The 17,673-nt window shown below is 68.2% G+C and carries 18 protein-coding genes; 13 read left to right on the top strand and 5 right to left on the bottom strand.

Translation table 11 applies throughout. The annotated features are described in order from the left end of the window. Nucleotides 1-40: 40 nt before the first annotated feature. Complete coding sequence (locus tag QRN63_RS25430) at nt 41-868, top strand: class I SAM-dependent methyltransferase (protein ID WP_285033687.1); 828 nt, start codon at nt 41-43, stop codon at nt 866-868. Nucleotides 869-872: 4 nt separating this feature from the next. Here QRN63_RS25430 and QRN63_RS25425 read toward each other — a convergent pair whose 3' ends face one another. Next, complete coding sequence (locus QRN63_RS25425; RefSeq protein WP_267317162.1) at nt 873-1,316, bottom strand: hypothetical protein; 444 nt, start codon at nt 1,314-1,316, stop codon at nt 873-875. A gap of 45 nt (nt 1,317-1,361) precedes the next feature. Here QRN63_RS25425 and QRN63_RS25420 point away from each other — a divergent pair, with 45 nt between their 5' ends. After that, complete coding sequence (locus tag QRN63_RS25420) at nt 1,362-2,135, top strand: transporter substrate-binding domain-containing protein (RefSeq protein WP_285033686.1); 774 nt, start codon at nt 1,362-1,364, stop codon at nt 2,133-2,135. A gap of 5 nt (nt 2,136-2,140) precedes the next feature. Here the strand turns inward: QRN63_RS25420 and stpK7 are convergent, their stop codons facing one another. Beyond that, nucleotides 2,141-3,910 carry a serine/threonine protein kinase StpK7 gene (gene stpK7 / locus QRN63_RS25415; RefSeq protein ID WP_285033685.1) on the bottom strand — a complete coding sequence of 590 codons (1,770 nt, stop codon included), beginning with the start codon at nt 3,908-3,910 and terminating at the stop codon, nt 2,141-2,143. A 161-nt stretch (nt 3,911-4,071) separates the two neighbouring features. Between stpK7 and QRN63_RS25410 the strand changes: the two genes are divergently transcribed. Further along, nucleotides 4,072-5,310 (top strand): HNH endonuclease, encoded by a 1,239-nt coding sequence (locus QRN63_RS25410; RefSeq protein ID WP_285033684.1) that lies wholly within the window; start codon nt 4,072-4,074, stop codon nt 5,308-5,310. Nucleotides 5,311-5,368: 58 nt separating this feature from the next. Here the strand turns inward: QRN63_RS25410 and QRN63_RS25405 are convergent, their stop codons facing one another. After that, entirely contained in the window at nt 5,369-5,866 is a 498-nt protein-coding gene (locus QRN63_RS25405) for a DUF1990 domain-containing protein (protein WP_267317166.1), read from the bottom strand. Between the two features lie 39 nt (nt 5,867-5,905). Here QRN63_RS25405 and QRN63_RS25400 point away from each other — a divergent pair, with 39 nt between their 5' ends. The 10 genes from QRN63_RS25400 to pdxT all read left to right on the top strand — a co-directional run bounded on the left by QRN63_RS25400 (nt 5,906) and on the right by pdxT (nt 15,499). Beyond that, entirely contained in the window at nt 5,906-6,511 is a 606-nt protein-coding gene (locus tag QRN63_RS25400) for a PaaI family thioesterase (RefSeq protein ID WP_267317981.1), read from the top strand. Between the two features lie 77 nt (nt 6,512-6,588). Next, nucleotides 6,589-8,649, top strand: a complete 2,061-nt coding sequence (gene thrS, locus QRN63_RS25395; protein WP_285033683.1) for a threonine--tRNA ligase — start codon at nt 6,589-6,591, stop codon at nt 8,647-8,649. Then, nucleotides 8,646-9,281 (top strand): ATP adenylyltransferase, encoded by a 636-nt coding sequence (locus QRN63_RS25390; RefSeq protein ID WP_285033682.1) that lies wholly within the window; start codon nt 8,646-8,648, stop codon nt 9,279-9,281. The genes thrS and QRN63_RS25390 overlap by 4 nt, the downstream gene beginning before the upstream one ends. Beyond that, a complete protein-coding gene (gene pgsA, locus QRN63_RS25385) occupies nt 9,278-9,937 on the top strand; it encodes a phosphatidylinositol phosphate synthase (protein WP_267317169.1) in 660 nt (219 codons plus the stop codon). Before QRN63_RS25390 ends, pgsA begins: the two co-directional genes overlap by 4 nt. Next, on the top strand, nt 9,934-10,887 hold the full coding sequence (locus tag QRN63_RS25380) for a phosphatidylinositol mannoside acyltransferase (RefSeq protein WP_267317170.1): 954 nt from the start codon (nt 9,934-9,936) through the stop codon (nt 10,885-10,887). The genes pgsA and QRN63_RS25380 overlap by 4 nt, the downstream gene beginning before the upstream one ends. Then, on the top strand, nt 10,887-12,020 hold the full coding sequence (locus QRN63_RS25375; RefSeq protein WP_285033681.1) for a glycosyltransferase family 4 protein: 1,134 nt from the start codon (nt 10,887-10,889) through the stop codon (nt 12,018-12,020). Before QRN63_RS25380 ends, QRN63_RS25375 begins: the two co-directional genes overlap by 1 nt. A gap of 27 nt (nt 12,021-12,047) precedes the next feature. Further along, nucleotides 12,048-13,085: an NUDIX hydrolase gene (locus tag QRN63_RS25370; RefSeq protein ID WP_285033680.1), complete on the top strand. Its 1,038-nt coding sequence runs from the start codon at nt 12,048-12,050 to the stop codon at nt 13,083-13,085. A gap of 69 nt (nt 13,086-13,154) precedes the next feature. Beyond that, nucleotides 13,155-14,060 carry a pyridoxal 5'-phosphate synthase lyase subunit PdxS gene (pdxS, locus tag QRN63_RS25365; protein ID WP_020101778.1) on the top strand — a complete coding sequence of 302 codons (906 nt, stop codon included), beginning with the start codon at nt 13,155-13,157 and terminating at the stop codon, nt 14,058-14,060. 9 nt (nt 14,061-14,069) lie between these two features. After that, nucleotides 14,070-14,915 (top strand): acyl-CoA thioesterase II, encoded by an 846-nt coding sequence (gene tesB / locus QRN63_RS25360; RefSeq protein WP_285033679.1) that lies wholly within the window; start codon nt 14,070-14,072, stop codon nt 14,913-14,915. Next, entirely contained in the window at nt 14,912-15,499 is a 588-nt protein-coding gene (pdxT, locus tag QRN63_RS25355) for a pyridoxal 5'-phosphate synthase glutaminase subunit PdxT (RefSeq protein WP_267317174.1), read from the top strand. The genes tesB and pdxT overlap by 4 nt, the downstream gene beginning before the upstream one ends. Before the next feature lie 18 nt (nt 15,500-15,517). Here pdxT and QRN63_RS25350 read toward each other — a convergent pair whose 3' ends face one another. Then, the gene (locus QRN63_RS25350; protein WP_285033678.1) at nt 15,518-16,258 is read right to left on the bottom strand and encodes a hypothetical protein; all 741 of its coding nucleotides are present in this window, start codon (nt 16,256-16,258) and stop codon (nt 15,518-15,520) included. A gap of 199 nt (nt 16,259-16,457) precedes the next feature. After that, nucleotides 16,458-17,663 (bottom strand): lipase family alpha/beta hydrolase, encoded by a 1,206-nt coding sequence (locus QRN63_RS25345; protein ID WP_267317176.1) that lies wholly within the window; start codon nt 17,661-17,663, stop codon nt 16,458-16,460. Nucleotides 17,664-17,673 lie beyond the last annotated feature (10 nt).

Raw genomic sequence — 17,673 nt, 5'->3', positions numbered from 1 at the left:
AGCACGTTTGCGCGCGGGCTGAGCGGGAATCGCAGTAGCGATGAATCATTGGCATTACGGCAATTACGCCCCATCGCATCCGATCCCGCCGGCACTGCCGAGGGCGGATCGGGGCGACTACACGGTGGCCGGGCATTGGCTGCTGGCCAGGCTAGGGAAACGGGTGCTGCGGCCCGGCGGCGTGCATTTGACGCGCGCGCTGCTGGCCGATGCGGCGGTCAGCAATGCCGACGTCGTCGAGTTCGCCCCTGGAATGGGGCGGACCGCGGCCGAGATTCTGGCCCGCGGCCCGCGTTCGTACCTGGGTGTGGAACTGGACCGTGATGCCGCCGACACGGTCGCTCTGGTGGCCGGGCAAGACAATGTGAGGGTCGGGGATGCCGCGAATACGGGCCTGCCCGGCGGCAGCGCGGATGTGGTGATCAACGAGTCTCTGCTCACCCTGCATGACAGGGACGTCAAGGAGGCGATCGTCGCGGAGGCCGTGCGCTTGCTGCGCCCGGGCGGCCGCTACGCGGTGCACGAACTGGCGATGTCGCCCGACACCATGGCCGAGGCCGCCGATATCGCGGGGCAGTTGGCCGGCGCCGCACTGACCAAGGTCCGACCCATGACGGTGGCCGAGTGGGAGCAGCTGCTGACGACTGCGGGGCTGACGGTCGAGCGGGTGCGGATCGCGCGGGCGGCACCGCTGGCGCTGCGGCGCCAGATCGCCGACGAAGGCGTCTGGGGCGCAATCAGTTTCGATGTGAAGCTCGCGAGGCACCGGGAAGCCCGCCGCCGCGTGCGGCAGTTGCGACTGTCTTATGCGCGGCACCGCGGGCATCTGGCGGCGGTGGGGTTGGTGGCATCGAAACCGGCCGGCTGACCGCCTAGCGGGTGGAGGGCAGCTCGATGCCCATCTGCTGCAAGGCTTTTCGCATGGAGGTGTCGCCGCGGTCCAGGTAGCCGCTCAGCTGGTCGAGCGATGCGTCCGCGGTGCCCGGCGTCATCATCGTGCACACGCGCGCGAACGATCGGAAGTTGTCGATGCTGTCCTGCAACGACGAGTTGACGTCCGCATCGGGAGTCGGCAGGTTCTTGCCGAGATCGTCCAGAGTCCCTTGCAGTTTCGTGCATCCCCGGGACATGGCGACGAAGTCGTGCGCGGTCATCGCTTCCCCGACAGTGCCGAGCGTCCCGCCCAGGCTGGACACCGAATCGGTGATAGGGCGTTGCCACTTGAGCTCGGCCGGCGCGCCGGGCTGCCCCGGCACGGTCTGCGTGCAGGCGCTCAGGAGCGCACCTGCCAGGACCAGTGCCGCGACTCGACGCATACGGCCAGCGTAGGCGAGTTGGCGGTCGCGTGAGAGCCTGGCTGCATGAGGCGCACAGTGCTCTCCGCCGCGTCGGTGCTGGTCGTGGCTATTTCGGCGTGCAGCTCGCCGCCTGCGAAATCCCCGCCACAGGCGCTGACGGTGTGCAGCACCGGCGACTACCGCCCGTTCACCTACCGTGACGCCGACGGCCGGTGGAGCGGTATGGACATCGATCTGGTCCAGGATTTCGCCCGCGAATCCGGCGCGGAAGTGCACCTGGTGCCGACCACCTGGCCGACGCTCATGGCCGACCTGGGTCAGAAGTGCGAACTTGCCGTCGGCGGCATCACCGTCACCGCCGACCGGGCTGCCAAGGCGCTGTTCTCCGACCCGTATCTGCGTGACGGCAAGGCGGCGGTCGTGCGTTGTGCCGATGCCGCGAAATATCGGTCTCTAACCGACATCGACCGCGGGGGAGTGCGAGTGGTCGTCAATCCCGGTGGCACCAACGAGCAATTCGATCGCGCGAACCTGCACCACGCGACCATCATCGAATACCCGGACAACAACACCATTTTCGATCAGGTCATCGAGGGCAAGGCCGACGTCATGATCACCGACGGCAGTGAAATCCGTTGGCAGGCCACGCAACATCCGCAATTGTGCGCGGTGTCGACCGATCAGCCGTTCACCGTCGCGCAGAAGGCGTACCTGATGCCCAAGGGTGCGGCGGAGCTGCAGCAGCGAATCAACAAGTGGCTCAGCACCATTCAAAGCGACGGTAGCTATGCGGCCGTCAGCCGCAAGTGGCTGGGCGCCGATGTCGGTCCGAAGTGACGCCGCTAGCGCAGCGCACCGTTGATCACCGGCTTGTCGATGACGCCCATCTCCACACCCCATTTGGTGGCGATCTCCCGGTATTCGCCGGTCTCCATGAGATGTTTGAGCGCCGCCTGCAACGCGGCGGCGAGCGACGAGCCCTTGGCCACCGGCCACCCGTAGGGCTGCGCATCGACGATTCCGCCGGCCGCTTCCAGCTTGCCGCCGCTGAGTTTGATCGCGTAGCCGGTGACGGGCGAGTCGGCGGCCATGGCGTCGACGGTGCCGGCGAGCAGGGCGGCGGTGACGCCGTCCTGACCGGCGATGGGGACGATCTCGATGGGGGCCACCCCGGCCGCCACACATGCCGCGCTGCGGGCCGGCAGGTGGTCTGTTTCCTCGACCGAGCCCAGGTGTACGCCCACTCGAAGTCCGCACGCCGCGTTGGGATCCACACTCGATCCGGCCCGCCGCGCCCAGAGCACGCCGGCCTTGAAGTACGTCACGAAGTCGGCTGACTTCTCCCGCTGTTTGGTGTCGGTGGTCGAGGATGCCCCGACCGAGATGATGCCGTCGTGCACCGAGGCGACGATCTTGGAGATTCCGATCTCCCGGAACTCCGGCTCGAGTCCGAGCACCCGGCTCACCGCCGTCATCAGGTCGACGTCGAAACCGGTGAACTTCCCATCGGGGCCCTTGAATTCATTTGGCGCATAAGGGATGTTGACTCCCACCACCAGCCGGCCGGAATCCCTGAGGTCGGCGGGCAGCTTGGCGGCGATCGACGGCACCGAACCCGACGGGCCCACCTGGTATTGCCGGGACCAGTAGAGCCACGCCGTTCCCGCGCCGGCGGCCAGCACGATGACCGCACCGACGGCGATCACGATTCGCCGGGTGCGGCGCTTCGGTTCGGCGGTCTGCACTGCATGGCGTCCCGAGCCCGTCCGCGGGCCGGTGCGGCCCGAGACGCGGACTTGGGCACTCAGTGCGGCGCGGGCGTCGGCGGCGAGTTCGCCTGCGTGCTGATAGCGCTTGCCGGGTTTCTTGGCCATGCCCTTGGCGATGACGTCGTCGAATGCGGCGAGCCGCCGGTCCACGTCGGACGGCTTCGGCGCGGGAGCACTGACGTGCCCGGCGATCTGGTGCTCGAGACTGTCGGCCGGATACGGCCGCCGGCCGGTGAGACATTCGTACAGCACGCAGGCCAGTGCGTAGATGTCCGAGCGGGGGTCGGCCTGGCCGCCCTCGAACCGCTCGGGCGCCATGTAGGCCAGCGTGCCGAGAGTGCTTCCGGCCGTGGTCAATCCGTGCTCGCCGGCGGTCCGGGCCAGGCCGAAGTCGATCAGATAGGCGAAGTCGTGGTCGGTCACCAGGATGTTGGAGGGCTTGATGTCCCGGTGGATCAACCCGGTGCCGTGTGCAGCGTCCAGGGCTGCGGCGATCTGCTCGATGACCCGGACCGAGAATTCCGGGCTTGGACGGTGCTCGGTGTCGGCCAGGATTTCCGCGAGGGTGCGGCCCTCGATGAGCCGCATGTCGAGGTAGAGCTGGTGGTCGATCTCGCCGAATCCGTGAATGGGGACGACGTGCGGCTCGTTGAGGCCGGCCGCGGCCTGCGACTCGCGCTTGAACCGTTCCTGGAACACCGGGTCCTTGGCCAGGTGTGGCGGCAGCACCTTGAGCGCCACAGTCCGCTGGGTGTTGGTGTCGTATGCGACGTAGACCTCGCCCATGCCGCCGCGGCCTATCAGTTCGCGCAGCTCGTAGTGCCCGAATCGTGTCGGCTCCACCCAGCACCCCTTGGCGTGTCAGTTTCGTGTGAAAGCTACAACACCTGGTCAGTGGTGGCCGGGTGAATCACAGTCGAGTGGGCTGGCGTGCGGCCGGGTAATCGGGCATCGCGGGCGTAATTGACCCTTGCTGTTCGAACATTTGTTCGATACAATTGGGCATGGGAATCGCACCGGATCTCAACCCCCTTCTCGACCATCTTCGTGACGTGGTGGTCCCCGACGAGATGGCCGGGGACGACGCGCTGGAGGTGGCGCGGTGTCTGTTGAGGATGCGGAAATTGGTCGATCATCTGGCGGCGACGCTGGCCGGGGTGTTGGACCGGTTGGGTGTGGCCGCGGGCCAGGGGCGGACGCTGCGGGAGCTGTTGATGTCGCTGGGGTGTGCACCGTCGGTGGCGGAGCGGCTGGTTCGGGTCGGTGGGGCGTTGCCGTTGTTGCCGACGTTGGTGGCGCACGCGTGCGATGGGGCGGTCTCGGGTGAGCATGTCGATGCGATCGTCAAAGGCGTCAACCACATTCGAGCCCGATCCCCCGGTGAGGTGGATGAGGAGGCCCGATTCCGCCAGGTGACGGATTTGTTGGGGCAGTTCTTCTCCGGAGCCACCCCGGCCGCGATCGCGGACCGGGGCCGAAAGTTGGGCAACCGCGCCGCCGCGGCCGAGGGTGGGTTGCCGGCGGCGGAGGATTGGTCGGTCAACACCCTCGAGCACCGGGTAACCAGTGACGGGCGGCTGCAGGTGCGGGCGGACCTGGATGCCGAAGTCGGCGCCAAGCTGGTCGCCGCAGTGGAAGAGCTGTCGGCGCCGCGGCCCGAACCCGACGGCAGCCCCGACACCCGCTCCGCCAGCCGGCGGCGGGCCGATGCGTTGGAGGCGGTGCTGGACATCGCTGCCCGCGGTGGGGATGTCGCGTCCGCGCCGCGGACGCAGCTGTTGGTGACGGTGCCCGCACAGGTTCCGGATTTGGCGGCGTTGGCGTTCATGGGGTCGATCAGCACCATGACCCTGGAACGGCTGACCTGCGACACGGCTGTGACGACCGTCGTCGTGGACGACGAGCAGGTGCCCCTCGACATGGGGCGGGAGAAGCGGCTGTTCCCGCCGCACCTGCGCAAAGCCCTGTATCTGCGGGATCAGTGCTGCATCAAATGCGGCGCACCCCCGGGGCGCACCCATGCCCATCACATCGTGCACTGGACCCACGGCGGCGAGACATCACTGGGCAACGGGTGCCTGCTGTGCCCGGCGTGTCACGCCAACGTCCACCACGACGGCTGGGACGTCGTCATGGGCCTCGACCGGCACCCCTGGCTCATCCCACCCGCCACCGTCAACCCACAGCGGAACCCGGTACCGGCTTACAACCGCCGCACCATGCGACTCGACCACGCCGCATAACACATAAAGCGTTGTGCACCTTGACAACTGAATAGTGTTGCGGTGACCGCCGGATCGCTTACACCGCGCGCAGATAGCGCTGACCGATGAAGCGCTGTGCTACCCGGGCGACCGGCGCACCAAGCCGGCTCCACCAGCGCGCCGGCCGGGAGAACGCGCGGACCTCGGCGTAAACGGCATCGGTGGCGGTGTCGTAGCGCACGCAGAACAGCTCCTCGCCGGACTCCGGGTGGCCGGGCAGTGTCCCGTAGGCGAATCCGCGCCGGTCGGGTTCGTCGACGACGTACACCACGCGGCAGGGGACCTGTACGGGTCCGAGGTGACCCAGCATGTCCGTGCCGGGCGCCGCGGTCACGGTGGTCGCCTCCACCCGCATGCCGACACCGCGTTGCATGCCCCACCGCAGGACCGCGGCGGCCGCCTCGTCGAATCGTGCTCGACCCGAACCGATCTGGGCCTCCGCGTGCACCTGGTGGTAGCCATCCGGCGGATCGCCGGCGGTCGCCCCGACCTCGGGGTAGGTGAATGCCAGCCCGGCCAGGTCGCTCAGTCGCATAGGGCCACCTTGCCACCGTGATAAGAGAGACAGGTGGATATGCATGCCGGCGGGGGATTCAACCCGCCCAAACCCACCACCCAGGGCGGCCCGGACTACGGCAGGTTCGTCGAATCCGTCCGCACGGTCGGCGACCACGCGCGCGGTGCCGACGCGCCCGACGACGTCATCACCCAGGCCGCGAACCTCATCGAACAGGCCAACGCCCTGCTGGCGCCGTACCGCGCCGACGAGTGGCACTCACCGTCGGGCCGCCGACTCGACCTACCCAACCGCGGCAACGTCCTGAACGTGCCGTCGGACCTCAAGGTCACAGATGACGGCCGGATCGCCGGTCCCGTCCGGTTCCGGCGCTTTCATCTGGGCCGCAACGGCGCTGCGCACGGCGGGTCGATCGGGCTGCTGTTCGATTCGGTGCTGGGGCATGCCGCCTACCGGCTCACCGACAGCCCCTTCCAGCGCACCGCCTACCTGCACATCAACTACCGGCATATCGTCCCCGTTGAACGGGACCTGCACGCCACGGCTGCGCTGGAGCGCGTCGAAGGCCGCAAGATCTTCATCACCGGTGCGCTGCTGGACGGTGACACGGTGCTCGCCGACGCCGAGGCCCTCTTCGTCAAGCTCAAGCCGGGTCAGCCTTGAGCGGCGCTGCGCCGCGAAGCGATGACCGGTGCCGATAGCATGGTCGCGACCGTCACCTAACCAGTAGGAGTGTCTCGATGACCGCCGTCGCCAGCCCCGCACCAGCAGCCCCGATCCGGGTCGCTGCCGGGACTACCGCAGGCGCCGCGGTCCGCGAGGCCGGACTGCCGCAGCGTGGCGAGGTGGACGCCATCGTCGTGGTCAGGGACGCCGACGGCCGCCTGCGTGACCTGTCCTGGACCCCGGACGTCGACGTCGAGATCACCCCGGTGGCCGCGAACACCGAGGACGGGCGCAGCGTCATCCGCCACTCGTGCGCCCACGTGTTGGCCCAGGCCGTGCAGGACCTGTTCCCAGAGGCCAAGCTCGGCATCGGCCCGCCGATCACCGACGGCTTCTACTACGACTTCGACGTTGCCGAGCCCTTCACGCCGGACGATCTGGCCAAGCTCGAGAAGCGCATGCAGAAGATCATCAAGGACGGTCAGCTGTTCGACCGTCGCGTGTACGAGTCCAAGGAGCAGGCCCGCGAAGAGCTGGCCAAGGAGCCCTACAAGCTCGAACTGGTCGACGACAAGTCCGGTGACGCCGACATCATGGAGGTCGGCGGCGACGAGCTGACGGCCTATGACAACCTCAATCCCCGTACCCGCGAACGGGTTTGGGGCGACCTGTGCCGGGGCCCGCACATCCCGACCACCAAGCACATCCCGGCGTTCAAGCTCACCCGCAGCAGCGCCGCCTACTGGCGCGGCGACCAGAAGAACGCCAGCCTGCAGCGCGTCTACGGCACCGCCTGGGAGTCGCAGGAGGCCCTCGACAAGCACCTCGAACTGATCGAGGAGGCGCTGCGCCGCGACCACCGCAAGCTGGGCGTGGAGCTGGACCTGTTCAGCTTCCCCGACGAGCTGGGCTCGGGTCTGCCGGTGTTCCATCCGAAGGGCGGCATCGTCCGCCGTGAGCTGGAGGACTACTCGCGGCGCAAGCACCAAGAAGCCGGCTACGAGTTCGTCAACACCCCGCACATCACCAAAGAGCAGCTGTACATCACCTCCGGACACCTGGAGTGGTACGCCGACGGCATGTACCCGCCGATGCACATCGACGCGGAGTTCAACGAAGACGGCACGCTGCGCAAGCCGGGGCAGAACTACTACCTCAAGCCCATGAACTGCCCCATGCACCACCTGATCTTCCGGTCGCGGGGGCGGTCGTACCGCGAGCTGCCGCTGCGGCTCTTCGAGTTCGGCAGCGTGTACCGCTACGAGAAGTCGGGCGTCGTCCACGGCCTGACCCGCGTGCGCGGCATGACGCAGGACGACGCGCACATCTACGTCACCCGTGAGCAGATGCGCGACGAGCTGACCACGCTGCTGCAGTTCGTGCTGGACCTGCTGAGCGACTACGGCCTGGACGACTACTACCTGGAGCTGTCCACCAAGGACCCGGACAAGTACGTCGGCTCCGACGAACTGTGGGAAGAGGCCACCGAGACGCTGCGCGAGGTCGCCGAGGCCTCCGGCCTGGACCTGGTGCCCGACCCGGGTGGCGCGGCGTTCTACGGACCCAAGATCTCGGTCCAGGTCAAGGACGCCCTGGGCCGCAGCTGGCAGATGTCGACCATCCAGCTGGACTTCAACATGCCTGACCGGTTCGAACTGGAGTACACCGCAGCCGACGGCAGCCGGCAGCGCCCGGTGCTGATCCACCGCGCCCTGTTCGGGTCCATCGAACGGTTCTTCGGCGTGCTCACCGAGCACTACGCCGGCGCGTTCCCGGCCTGGCTGGCCCCGGTGCAGGTCGTCGGCATCCCGGTCGCCGACGCGCACCTGGACTACCTGTACGACGTTGCGGCGCAACTGAAGTCGCGCGGGATTCGGGTCGAGGTCGACGGCAGCGACGACCGGATGGCGAAGAAGATCGTCAACCACACCAACCTGAAGGTGCCGTTCATGCTGCTGGCGGGGGACAAGGACAAAGAGGCAGGTGCGGTGTCCTTCCGGTTCGGTGACCGCACCCAGGTCAACGGCGTCCCCGTGGCCGAGGCCGTCGACCTCATCGCGGGCTGGATCGCGCGCCGCGAAAACGCTTTCCCGACAGCAGAATTGGTGAACGAAGCGCGGGGCGCGCAGGCGTGACCGAGGATGGGGGCATCGTGGACCGCGGCGTCGGTGACGCCATAGTGGACCGGGGCGTGGGCGACGTCGACTATCTGCAGCGGCTGTGGACGCCGCACCGGATGAGCTACATCGTCGACGCTCCGATGAAGGGTGGCGAGGGCACGTCCGCGGGCTCGAAGCAGCCGTTCATCGACATTCCCACGATGTCCGACGAGGAGGGCCTGATCGTCGCGCGCGGCGAGCAGGTCTACGCAGTGCTCAACCTGTACCCGTACAACCCGGGGCACCTTATGGTCGTGCCCTACCGCAAGGTATCCGAACTCGAGGATCTCACCGACGCCGAGAGCGGCGAGCTGATGGCGTTCACCCAGAAGGCAATTCGCGTGATGAAGGCCATCTCGAACCCGCATGCCTTCAACGTCGGTCTGAACCTGGGCACCTCGGCCGGCGGTTCGCTGGCCGACCACCTGCACATGCACGTGGTGCCACGCTGGGGCGGCGACGCCAACTTCATCACCGTCATCGGCGGCACCAAGGTCATCCCGCAGCTGCTGCGCGACACCCGCAAGCTGCTGGCCGACGAGTGGGCGGCGCAAGACCGGGAAGCCGCACCCCTGGGCGAGCGCAGCGACGGGAAAGCAGCCCCGTGAGCGACTTCTACCTGCTGACCCGCGCGGCGTACACCAAGTTGAGCCGCCCGCTGGCCCGGGGAGCATTGCGCATCGGGCTGACGCCGGACAGCGTCACTGTCATCGGTACCACCGCGTCGGTCGCCGGTGCGCTGACGCTGTTCCCGACGGGACACCTCTGGTACGGCGCCCTGGTGGTCTGGTTCTTCGTGCTGGCCGACATGCTCGACGGCGCCATGGCCCGCGAACGCGGCTACGGCACGCGCCTCGGCGCGGTGCTCGATGCGACCTGCGACCGCATCGGTGACGGCGCGGTGTTCTGCGGCCTGCTGTGGTGGATCGCGTTCGAGATGCACGACAAGCCGCTGGCCGTCGCCACGCTGATCTGCCTGGTCACCTCGCAGGTCATCTCGTACATCAAGGCCCGGGCCGAAGCCAGCGGACTGAACGCCGACGGCGGCTTCATCGAACGCCCGGAGCGGCTGATCATCGTCCTGGTGGGCGCCGGATTCTCGGACCTGCCGATCCATCCGCTGCCGCTGGCGCTGCCCATAGCGATGTGGCTGCTGGCCGTGGCCAGCATCATCACGCTGGGCCAGCGTGTCGCCGCGGTGCGCCGCTCGCCGGGCGCCGATGCGCCGTTGCCGTCGAGCACGCCCACGAAGGAGCCGCAATGAGCGTTCCCACTGGCGGTGTTCCGTCCTTCGGGGGCTTCGACGTCCCGATGGGCGAGCAGATCAAAGACCTCGGCTATGCCGCGGGGTGGGGACTGATCCGGACCATGCCGGAGTTCGCCGCCCGCAACATGTTCGATGCGGGTGCGCTGTACGCGGCGCGCGGCGGCGGTCCCGAGCAGCTGCGCAAGAACCTGGCCCGGGTGCTGGGTGTCCGGCCGGCCAAGGTGCCGGGCCGCGTCATCCGCGCGTCGCTGGCGTCGTACGCCCGGTACTGGCGGGAGGCCTTCCGGCTGCCGTCGATGAACCAGCGCACGCTCGGTGAGAGGCTGCGGCACTGCCTGGTCGGGACCGAGCACATCGCACGTGGGCTCGAAAACGGTAAGGGCGTCATCCTGGCGGTGCCGCACAGCGGCAACTGGGACATGGCCGGCGTCTCGGTGGTGCACCAGTACGGAAAGTTCACCACGGTCGCCGAGCGGCTCAAGCCCGAGTCGCTGTACAACCGGTTCGTCGAGTACCGCGAGTCCCTGGGCTTCGAGATCCTGCCGCTGACCGGGGGAGTGCGTCCGCCGTTCGACGTCCTGACCGAGCGCCTGCAGGAGGGCCGCATCGTCTGCCTCATGGCGGATCGGGACCTGTCGCGAAATGGGGTGCAGGTCAACCTCTTCGGCGAGCCGACCCGCATGCCGGCCGGTGCGGCCAAGCTGGCCGTCACCACCGGTGCGACGCTGCTGACCGTGCACTGCTGGAACAAGCCCAACGACTGGCAGTTCGACGTGTCGGCGCCGCTCGACACCTCCAGCGGCGACGTCGCGGTCATCACTCAGGACCTGGCCACCCGCTTCGAGGCGGGCATTGCCGCGCATCCCACCGACTGGCACATGCTGCAACCGCAGTGGCTGGCCGACTTGTCCGAGGAACGTCGGGCCCGGTTGGCCGGGAACGACTGATGCGCATCGGCATGGTGTGCCCGTACTCGTTCGACGTACCGGGCGGCGTTCAGGCACACGTGCTGCAACTGGCCGAGGTGATGCGCGGCTACGGCCACGAGGTCAGCGTGCTGGCGCCGTCGTCGGCCGAGACACACGCCGACCTGCCCGACTTCGTCGTCTCCGGGGGCCGCGCCGTGCCCATCCCGTACAACGGGTCCGTGGCGCGGCTGCGCTTCGGCCCCGCCACCCGGCGGATGGTCAAACGCTGGATCGTCGAGGGTGACTTCGACGTACTGCACCTACACGAGCCCAACGCCCCGAGCCTGTCGCTGCTGGCGCTGATGGTGGCCAACGGCCCGATCGTCGCGACGTTCCACACGTCCACCACGAAGTCGTTGACGCTCAACGTCTTCCAGGGCATTCTGCGGCCCTGGAACGAGAAGATCATGGGCCGCATCGCGGTGTCCGATCTGGCGCGGCGCTGGCAGATGGAGGCCCTGGGCTCGGACGCCGTCGAGATCCCCAACGGTGTCGACGTGTCGGCATTCGACAACGCGCCGCTGCTGCCCGGCTATCCGCGGCCCGGCCGCACCGTGCTGTTTCTCGGGCGGTTCGACGAGCCGCGCAAGGGCATGCAGGTGCTCGTCGGCGCGCTGCCCAAACTGGTGGCGGCCTACCCGGACGTCGAGGTGCTGATCGTCGGCCGCGGCGACGAGGAGGCGCTCAAGGAGACGGTCGGCGAGCACGCGGGGCATCTGCGCTTCCTCGGCCTGGTCGACGACGCCGAGAAGGCCTCGGCCATGCGTAGCGCCGACGTCTACTGCGCCCCGAACACCGGCGGCGAGAGCTTCGGCATCGTGCTGGTCGAGGCCATGGCCGCGGGCACCCCGGTGGTGGCGAGCGACCTGGATGCCTTCCGGCGGGTGCTCGACCAGGGTGCGGCCGGCCGGCTGGTGCCGGTCGACGACGCCGAGGCCCTCGGCGAGGCGCTGGTCGAGATGCTGTCGAACGACGCCACCCGCCGCCGGTACGCCGCGGCCGCCACGCAGGCGGTGCGCCGCTACGACTGGTCGGTGGTCGCGCAGCAGATCATGCTGGTCTACGAAACCGTCGCCGGGTCGGGGACGAAGGTCCGGGTGGAGGGCGGCTGATGAGCGCTTGCGCGAAGAAGAAATAGCATGACGCACTGGCTTCTTTTGATCGCGCTGGTCTTCCTGGCGCTGATGGTCCTGCTCACGGTGGTGTGGGCCTATCAGACCGCGCACCGGCTTGACCGGCTGCACGTCCGCTACGACCTGTCGTGGCAGGCCCTGGACGGCGCGCTGGCCCGGCGCGCGGTGGTCGCCCGGGCCGTCGCGGCCGACGCGTACGGGTCCCGACCGGCGGGCCGTCGCCTGGCCGCACTGGCGGACGAAGCCGAACGGGCGCCCCGCGCGGCCCGCGAGGCGGCGGAGAACGAACTGTCGGGCGCCCTGGCGCAGGTCGATCCGGCGTCCATCCCGGTGACGTTGGTCGCCGAGCTCGCCGACGCCGAGGCCCGGGTGCTGCTGGCCCGGCGCTTCCACAACGACGCCGTGCGCGACACCCTGGCGCTGCGGGAGCGCACCCTGGTGCGCTGGCTGCATCTCGGTGGAACCGCGGCCATGCCAACCTATTTCGAGATCGTCGAGCGGGCGTCGCGGCACGAGCCCGGTGCGGTGGGACGACGGACGTCGGCCCGTGTGGTGCTGCTGGACCAGGACGGGCAGGTGCTGCTGTTCTGCGGCAGCGACCCGGCCGCCGACCCGCTGATGGCGCCGCGGTGGTGGTTCACCGTCGGGGGAGCGGTCGAACCGGACGAGTCGCTGCCCGACGCCGCCGCCCGCGAGATGGCCGAGGAGACCGGGCTGAAGGTCGACCCGGCCGACCTGATCGGCCCGGTGTGGCGTCGGGAGGCGGTGTTCGAGTTCAACGGGTCTGTGATCCGCAGCGAGGAGTTCTTCTTCGTGTACCGCACCACCCGCTTCGAACCGGTGACCAGTGGTCACACCACGGTGGAGCGCCAGTCGATCCACGCGCACCGCTGGTGTGACGCGGCGGTCATCGCCCGGCTGGCCGCCGATGGTGAGACTGTCTACCCATTGCAGCTCGGTGAATACCTCTCTCTCGCAGGCGAATTGGCCGACAGGGTGCGTCCGGTGGCGACGGCGGGCGCGGAGCCGCAGCCCATCCGCTGACCTGCGCGGATAACCGATTTGGTCCGGCCACTAGACTTGGCGGGTACCAAATTCTTGAGGGAGATTGCAGTGGATACCGCAGCGGATAACAGCGGTCAGACGGGCACCGCCCGGGTCAAGCGCGGCATGGCCGAGATGCTGAAGGGCGGCGTCATCATGGACGTCGTAACACCCGAGCAGGCGCGCATCGCCGAAGGCTCAGGTGCCGTCGCCGTCATGGCGCTAGAGCGCGTTCCCGCCGATATCCGCGCGCAGGGCGGTGTCTCGCGGATGAGCGATCCGGACATGATCGAGGGCATCATCGATGCCGTCACCATCCCGGTGATGGCCAAGGCCCGTATCGGCCATTTCGTCGAGGCGCAGATTCTGCAGAGCCTCGGGGTGGACTACATCGACGAGTCCGAGGTGCTGACCCCGGCCGACTACACCCACCACATCGACAAGTGGAAGTTCACCGTGCCGTTCGTGTGCGGCGCCACCAACCTGGGTGAGGCCCTGCGTCGCATCAACGAGGGCGCGGCCATGATCCGCTCGAAGGGTGAGGCCGGCACCGGTGACGTGTCCAATGCCACCACCCACATGCGCAAGATCGGTGGCGAGATCCGTCGGCTGACGTCGCTGTCGGAGGACGAACTGTACGTTGCCGCAAAGGAATTGCAGGCGCCGTACGAGTTGGTGGTCGAGGTCGCGCGGGCCGGCAAGCTGCCCGTGACGCTGTTCACCGCCGGTGGCATCGCCACCCCGGCCGATGCCGCGATGATGATGCAGCTGGGTGCCGAGGGCGTGTTCGTCGGCTCGGGCATCTTCAAGTCCGGTGACCCGGCGGCCCGCGCCGCGGCCATCGTCAAGGCCACGACGTTCTACGACGACCCCGACACGCTGGCCAAGGTGTCGCGCGGCCTGGGCGAGGCCATGGTCGGCATCAACGTGGAGGACGTGCCGGAGCCTCATCGGCTCGCCGAGCGGGGCTGGTAAAACCAACAGGTGGCAATCGAGCAGATACTCGATCTCGAGCAACTCGAGGTCAACATCTACCGCGGCAGTGTCTTCAGCCCGGAATCGGGCTTCCTGCAGCGCACTTTCGGTGGCCACGTAGCCGGTCAGTCGTTGGTGTCCGCGGTGCGCACCGTGGAGCCGAAGTACCAGGTGCACTCGCTGCACGGGTACTTCCTGCGTCCCGGTGACGCCCGCGCACCGACGGTGTACATGGTGGAGCGCATTCGCGACGGTGGGTCGTTCTGCACCCGCCGCGTGAGTGCCATCCAGCATGGCGAGACCATCTTCTCGATGTCGGCGTCGTTCCAGACCGACCAGTCGGGCATCGAGCACCAGGACGCCATGCCGGTCCCGCCGCCGCCTGACCTGTCGAAGGGGTTCCGGTCCGCCGGAGCGTTCGACGACGCCGGCTTCGCCCAGTTCGCCGAGTGGGACGTGCGCATCGTGCCGCGCGACCAGGTGGCCCGGGTGCCGGGCAAGGCGTCGCAGCAGCAGGTCTGGTTCCGGCACCGCGACCCGCTGCCCGACGATCACGTGCTGCACATCTGCGCGCTGGCCTACATGAGCGACCTGACGCTGCTGGGTTCGGCGCAGGTGAATCACCTCGAGGTACGCAAACACATGAACATCGCCTCGCTGGACCACGCCATGTGGTTCATGCGGCCGTTCCGGGCCGACGAATGGCTGCTGTACGACCAGTCGTCGCCGTCGGCGTGCGGCGGTCGTGCGCTGACGCAGGGCAAGATTTTCAACCAGTACGGCGAGATGGTGGCCGCCGTGATGCAGGAGGGGCTGACCCGCTACAACCGCGGTTTCGTCCCGCCGGCGGAGTGAGCCCGCACGTCGGTGTCCTGGCCTTGCAGGGGGACACCCGAGAGCATCTGGCCGCGCTGCGCGAGGCGGGCGCCGAGGTCTCCACGGTCCGGCGCCTCACGGAGCTCAATGCCGTTGACGCCCTGGTGATCCCGGGCGGCGAATCCACCGCGATGAGCCACCTGCTGCGCGAGCTGGAATTGCTGGAGCCGCTGCGCGACCGCCTGGCCGCGGGCCTGCCGTGCTACGGATCGTGTGCCGGCATGATCCTGCTCGCCACCGAGATCAACGACGCGGGCGTGCCGGGCCGTGAGGCGCTGCCGCTACGCGGGATCGATATGACGGTGCGGCGCAACGCGTTCGGTCGTCAGGTCGACTCGTTCGAAGACGACCTCGACTTCGTCGGCCTCGATGATCCCGTGCATGCGGTGTTCATCCGGGCGCCCTGGGTCGAGCGCGTCGGACCCGACGTCGAGGTGCTGGCCCGCGCGGCCGGACATCCGGTCGCCGTCCGTCAGGGCCGCATGCTCGCGACGTCGTTCCATCCCGAGGTCACCGGCGACCGGCGCATCCACAAGCTCTTCGTCGAGTCGCTTGGCCAGTAGGGTGCGGTCGCGTGCGGCCTATGAGGTCTTTCGCCAGCGTCCGAGGTAGCCGTATCCGGAGAACGGGTCAGAACCGGCGGTCAGTCGTCCGGCGTAGTTCTGGTCGTAGATCCTGCCGTTGTACCACGTGGCGATGTGCCCTTGCGGCAGGTACGCGAATCGCGGATCCTGTTGCCACACAAGGATGTCGCCATCGCTGAAGTCTCGGTCGTCGCTCCAGGTGAACCCGCGGGCCTGGAGTTCATTGCCGCCCCGGCCGCCGCTGCGATAGTCGATCGCGTTGCCCCATGAGCCCGCGGCGATACCGTAGACGTCGCTCAGATACCGTTTGATCAGCGTCACGCACTGGCCGTCGCCGATCTGCTGTCCGTTGGTGTTCGCGACGAAGCCGGCAATCCCGCCGGTGGGCTGGGCAGCCGCGGGCGCCGGTGGGCGGTTGTCGCCGCAGATGCCCGTCACATCGTTGAGTGTTCCGGTTTCGATATCCACGTCGGCCACGAAGTGGCCGTCCGAGGTCTGATACCAGAGGTTGTCCCATCCGCCGGGGATGTTGAAACTGAAGAAGCCCTTGACGTTCTGCCCGCGCTTCGAACAGACGAGAGTCAGCTTGTCGCCGACGTTGTACCAACCTTCTTGGTGCGAACCGAGATTGGCGTCGCTCATCCGCTGGGTCCGGGCCTTCACGGTGGCGACCGGGTCGGCGTGTGCCACGCCGGTCTGCGTCAGTACGGGGAACATCAGTCCCGCTGCCACTGTCACTCCGGCAATTTCGATAACCCGACGACGCATGGGACGGCTCACTTACCCTCGGTGCTCACGCACGGTTAACTGGACCGCATAGTAATAGCACGTAGTTTGGCTATGCGTGATGCGGATTGGTTTGCCATTAGGTGAGGAAGCCGTGAAATTCATCCGTTCGGCCGACATCGCCGAGTGTGATGGCCGTGGCCGCAGCTAACTATGCCAACCAGACGCGCAGCCGCTCATAGATCCGCTCGTCGTTGAGCAGGGTGAAGTGGTGCGCCTCCGGCAGGTGCAGGCGATTGCCGCGTTCAAACCCCATGTCGCGCTTGCGGCTTCGGCCTTGCGCGCTGCGCACCTGCACCAGCCCGTCGCCGAGTACCCAGCCGATCGGGTTGGCCGGCGTGCGGGCCAGGGTTGCGGTCACGCAGTAGTACGACACGCCCTCGAGTAGCGGCACGTCGATCGGAGCCGTGGCGCGCAGGGCATCCGGCGCCCGGTCGCGCCAGTCGCGTTCGTCGAGCGAGCCGAACCGCAGATCGCGAATTCCGGTGCTGCGCCGCCGCAGCAGGCTGCCGAACGGGCGGGTTTCGGGCAGCGCGCAAAGTGCCGCCGACCCGTAGTGCACGACCTTCTCCAGCGGCGCGCCGGTGTGCGGGGTGCCCAGCGTGACGACGGTGCGCACCCGGTCCACCCACGAGGCGCCGGGCACTGCGCAGGCCGAGCGGATCACCAGGCCGCCCATCGAATGGCCGACCAGCGAGATCGACGTGACCGGCACCGGCCAGGCGGCCACCAGTTGGTCCAGCAGTTCGGCGAGGAGCAGTCCGTTGTCGGAGATGTGCAGGCCGGTGTTGTAGCGGATCTCGACGCCGGTGATGCCGATGTCGGCACCGAGTCGCCGGCCGTACGTCGGCCGTTTCCCGAGCGCCCAGAAGGCCTCGGTCTCGATCAGCCCGTGGACGAACACCACGACGTCACCCGTGGCGGCCGGGTAGGCGTCCCGCAGGCTGTCGGTGTCGAGGTCCACCGGCCGGCCGTCGACGCGCACCGACATCGTGGTCGCCAGCACCGAACCCTGCTCATGGAGCTTGTCGCCGATCAACCCCTGCAGCACTGCAAGAACGCGTGCGCCGCCGGCCTGGTCGGACAGCTTGCCGGCGGTCTGGTCGTGTACCGCTTTGCCCGCGATGGGCGCGGCCGTCGTCGCCACATGACTGATGGTGGAGTAGACGCCGTCGGTGATGGCGTCGTAGACGACCTTCACGGGCTTGGCGGCCGGGCCGACACCGAAGCCCACCAGCCGGAACACGCGTTCGGAGATGGCGCGCTGGACCTTGTGGATGCCGTCGACGGCGGTCCCCAGCTCGTTGAGGCCGAGCTCGGTGAGGGCGGCGGCTTCGCTGGCGAGGGGGTCGTCCATGAATTGAGTG

It is taken from the genome of Mycolicibacterium sp. lyk4-40-TYG-92 (assembly GCF_030209435.1).
Lineage (GTDB): Bacteria > Actinomycetota > Actinomycetes > Mycobacteriales > Mycobacteriaceae > Mycobacterium.
Note: the sequence above shows the minus strand (reverse complement) of the source record. Positions and strands in the feature narration are given on the sequence as shown.

Coding starts and splice junctions, on each gene's coding strand:
- QRN63_RS25430 (WP_285033687.1), top strand. CDS start 41: ATGAATCATTGGCATTACGGCAATTACGCCCCATCGCATCCGATCCCG.
- QRN63_RS25425 (WP_267317162.1), bottom strand. CDS start 1,316: ATGCGTCGAGTCGCGGCACTGGTCCTGGCAGGTGCGCTCCTGAGCGCC.
- QRN63_RS25420 (WP_285033686.1), top strand. CDS start 1,362: ATGAGGCGCACAGTGCTCTCCGCCGCGTCGGTGCTGGTCGTGGCTATT.
- QRN63_RS25410 (WP_285033684.1), top strand. CDS start 4,072: ATGGGAATCGCACCGGATCTCAACCCCCTTCTCGACCATCTTCGTGAC.
- QRN63_RS25405 (WP_267317166.1), bottom strand. CDS start 5,866: ATGCGACTGAGCGACCTGGCCGGGCTGGCATTCACCTACCCCGAGGTC.
- QRN63_RS25400 (WP_267317981.1), top strand. CDS start 5,906: ATGCATGCCGGCGGGGGATTCAACCCGCCCAAACCCACCACCCAGGGC.
- thrS (WP_285033683.1), top strand. CDS start 6,589: ATGACCGCCGTCGCCAGCCCCGCACCAGCAGCCCCGATCCGGGTCGCT.
- QRN63_RS25380 (WP_267317170.1), top strand. CDS start 9,934: ATGAGCGTTCCCACTGGCGGTGTTCCGTCCTTCGGGGGCTTCGACGTC.
- QRN63_RS25375 (WP_285033681.1), top strand. CDS start 10,887: ATGCGCATCGGCATGGTGTGCCCGTACTCGTTCGACGTACCGGGCGGC.
- QRN63_RS25370 (WP_285033680.1), top strand. CDS start 12,048: ATGACGCACTGGCTTCTTTTGATCGCGCTGGTCTTCCTGGCGCTGATG.
- QRN63_RS25345 (WP_267317176.1), bottom strand. CDS start 17,663: ATGGACGACCCCCTCGCCAGCGAAGCCGCCGCCCTCACCGAGCTCGGC.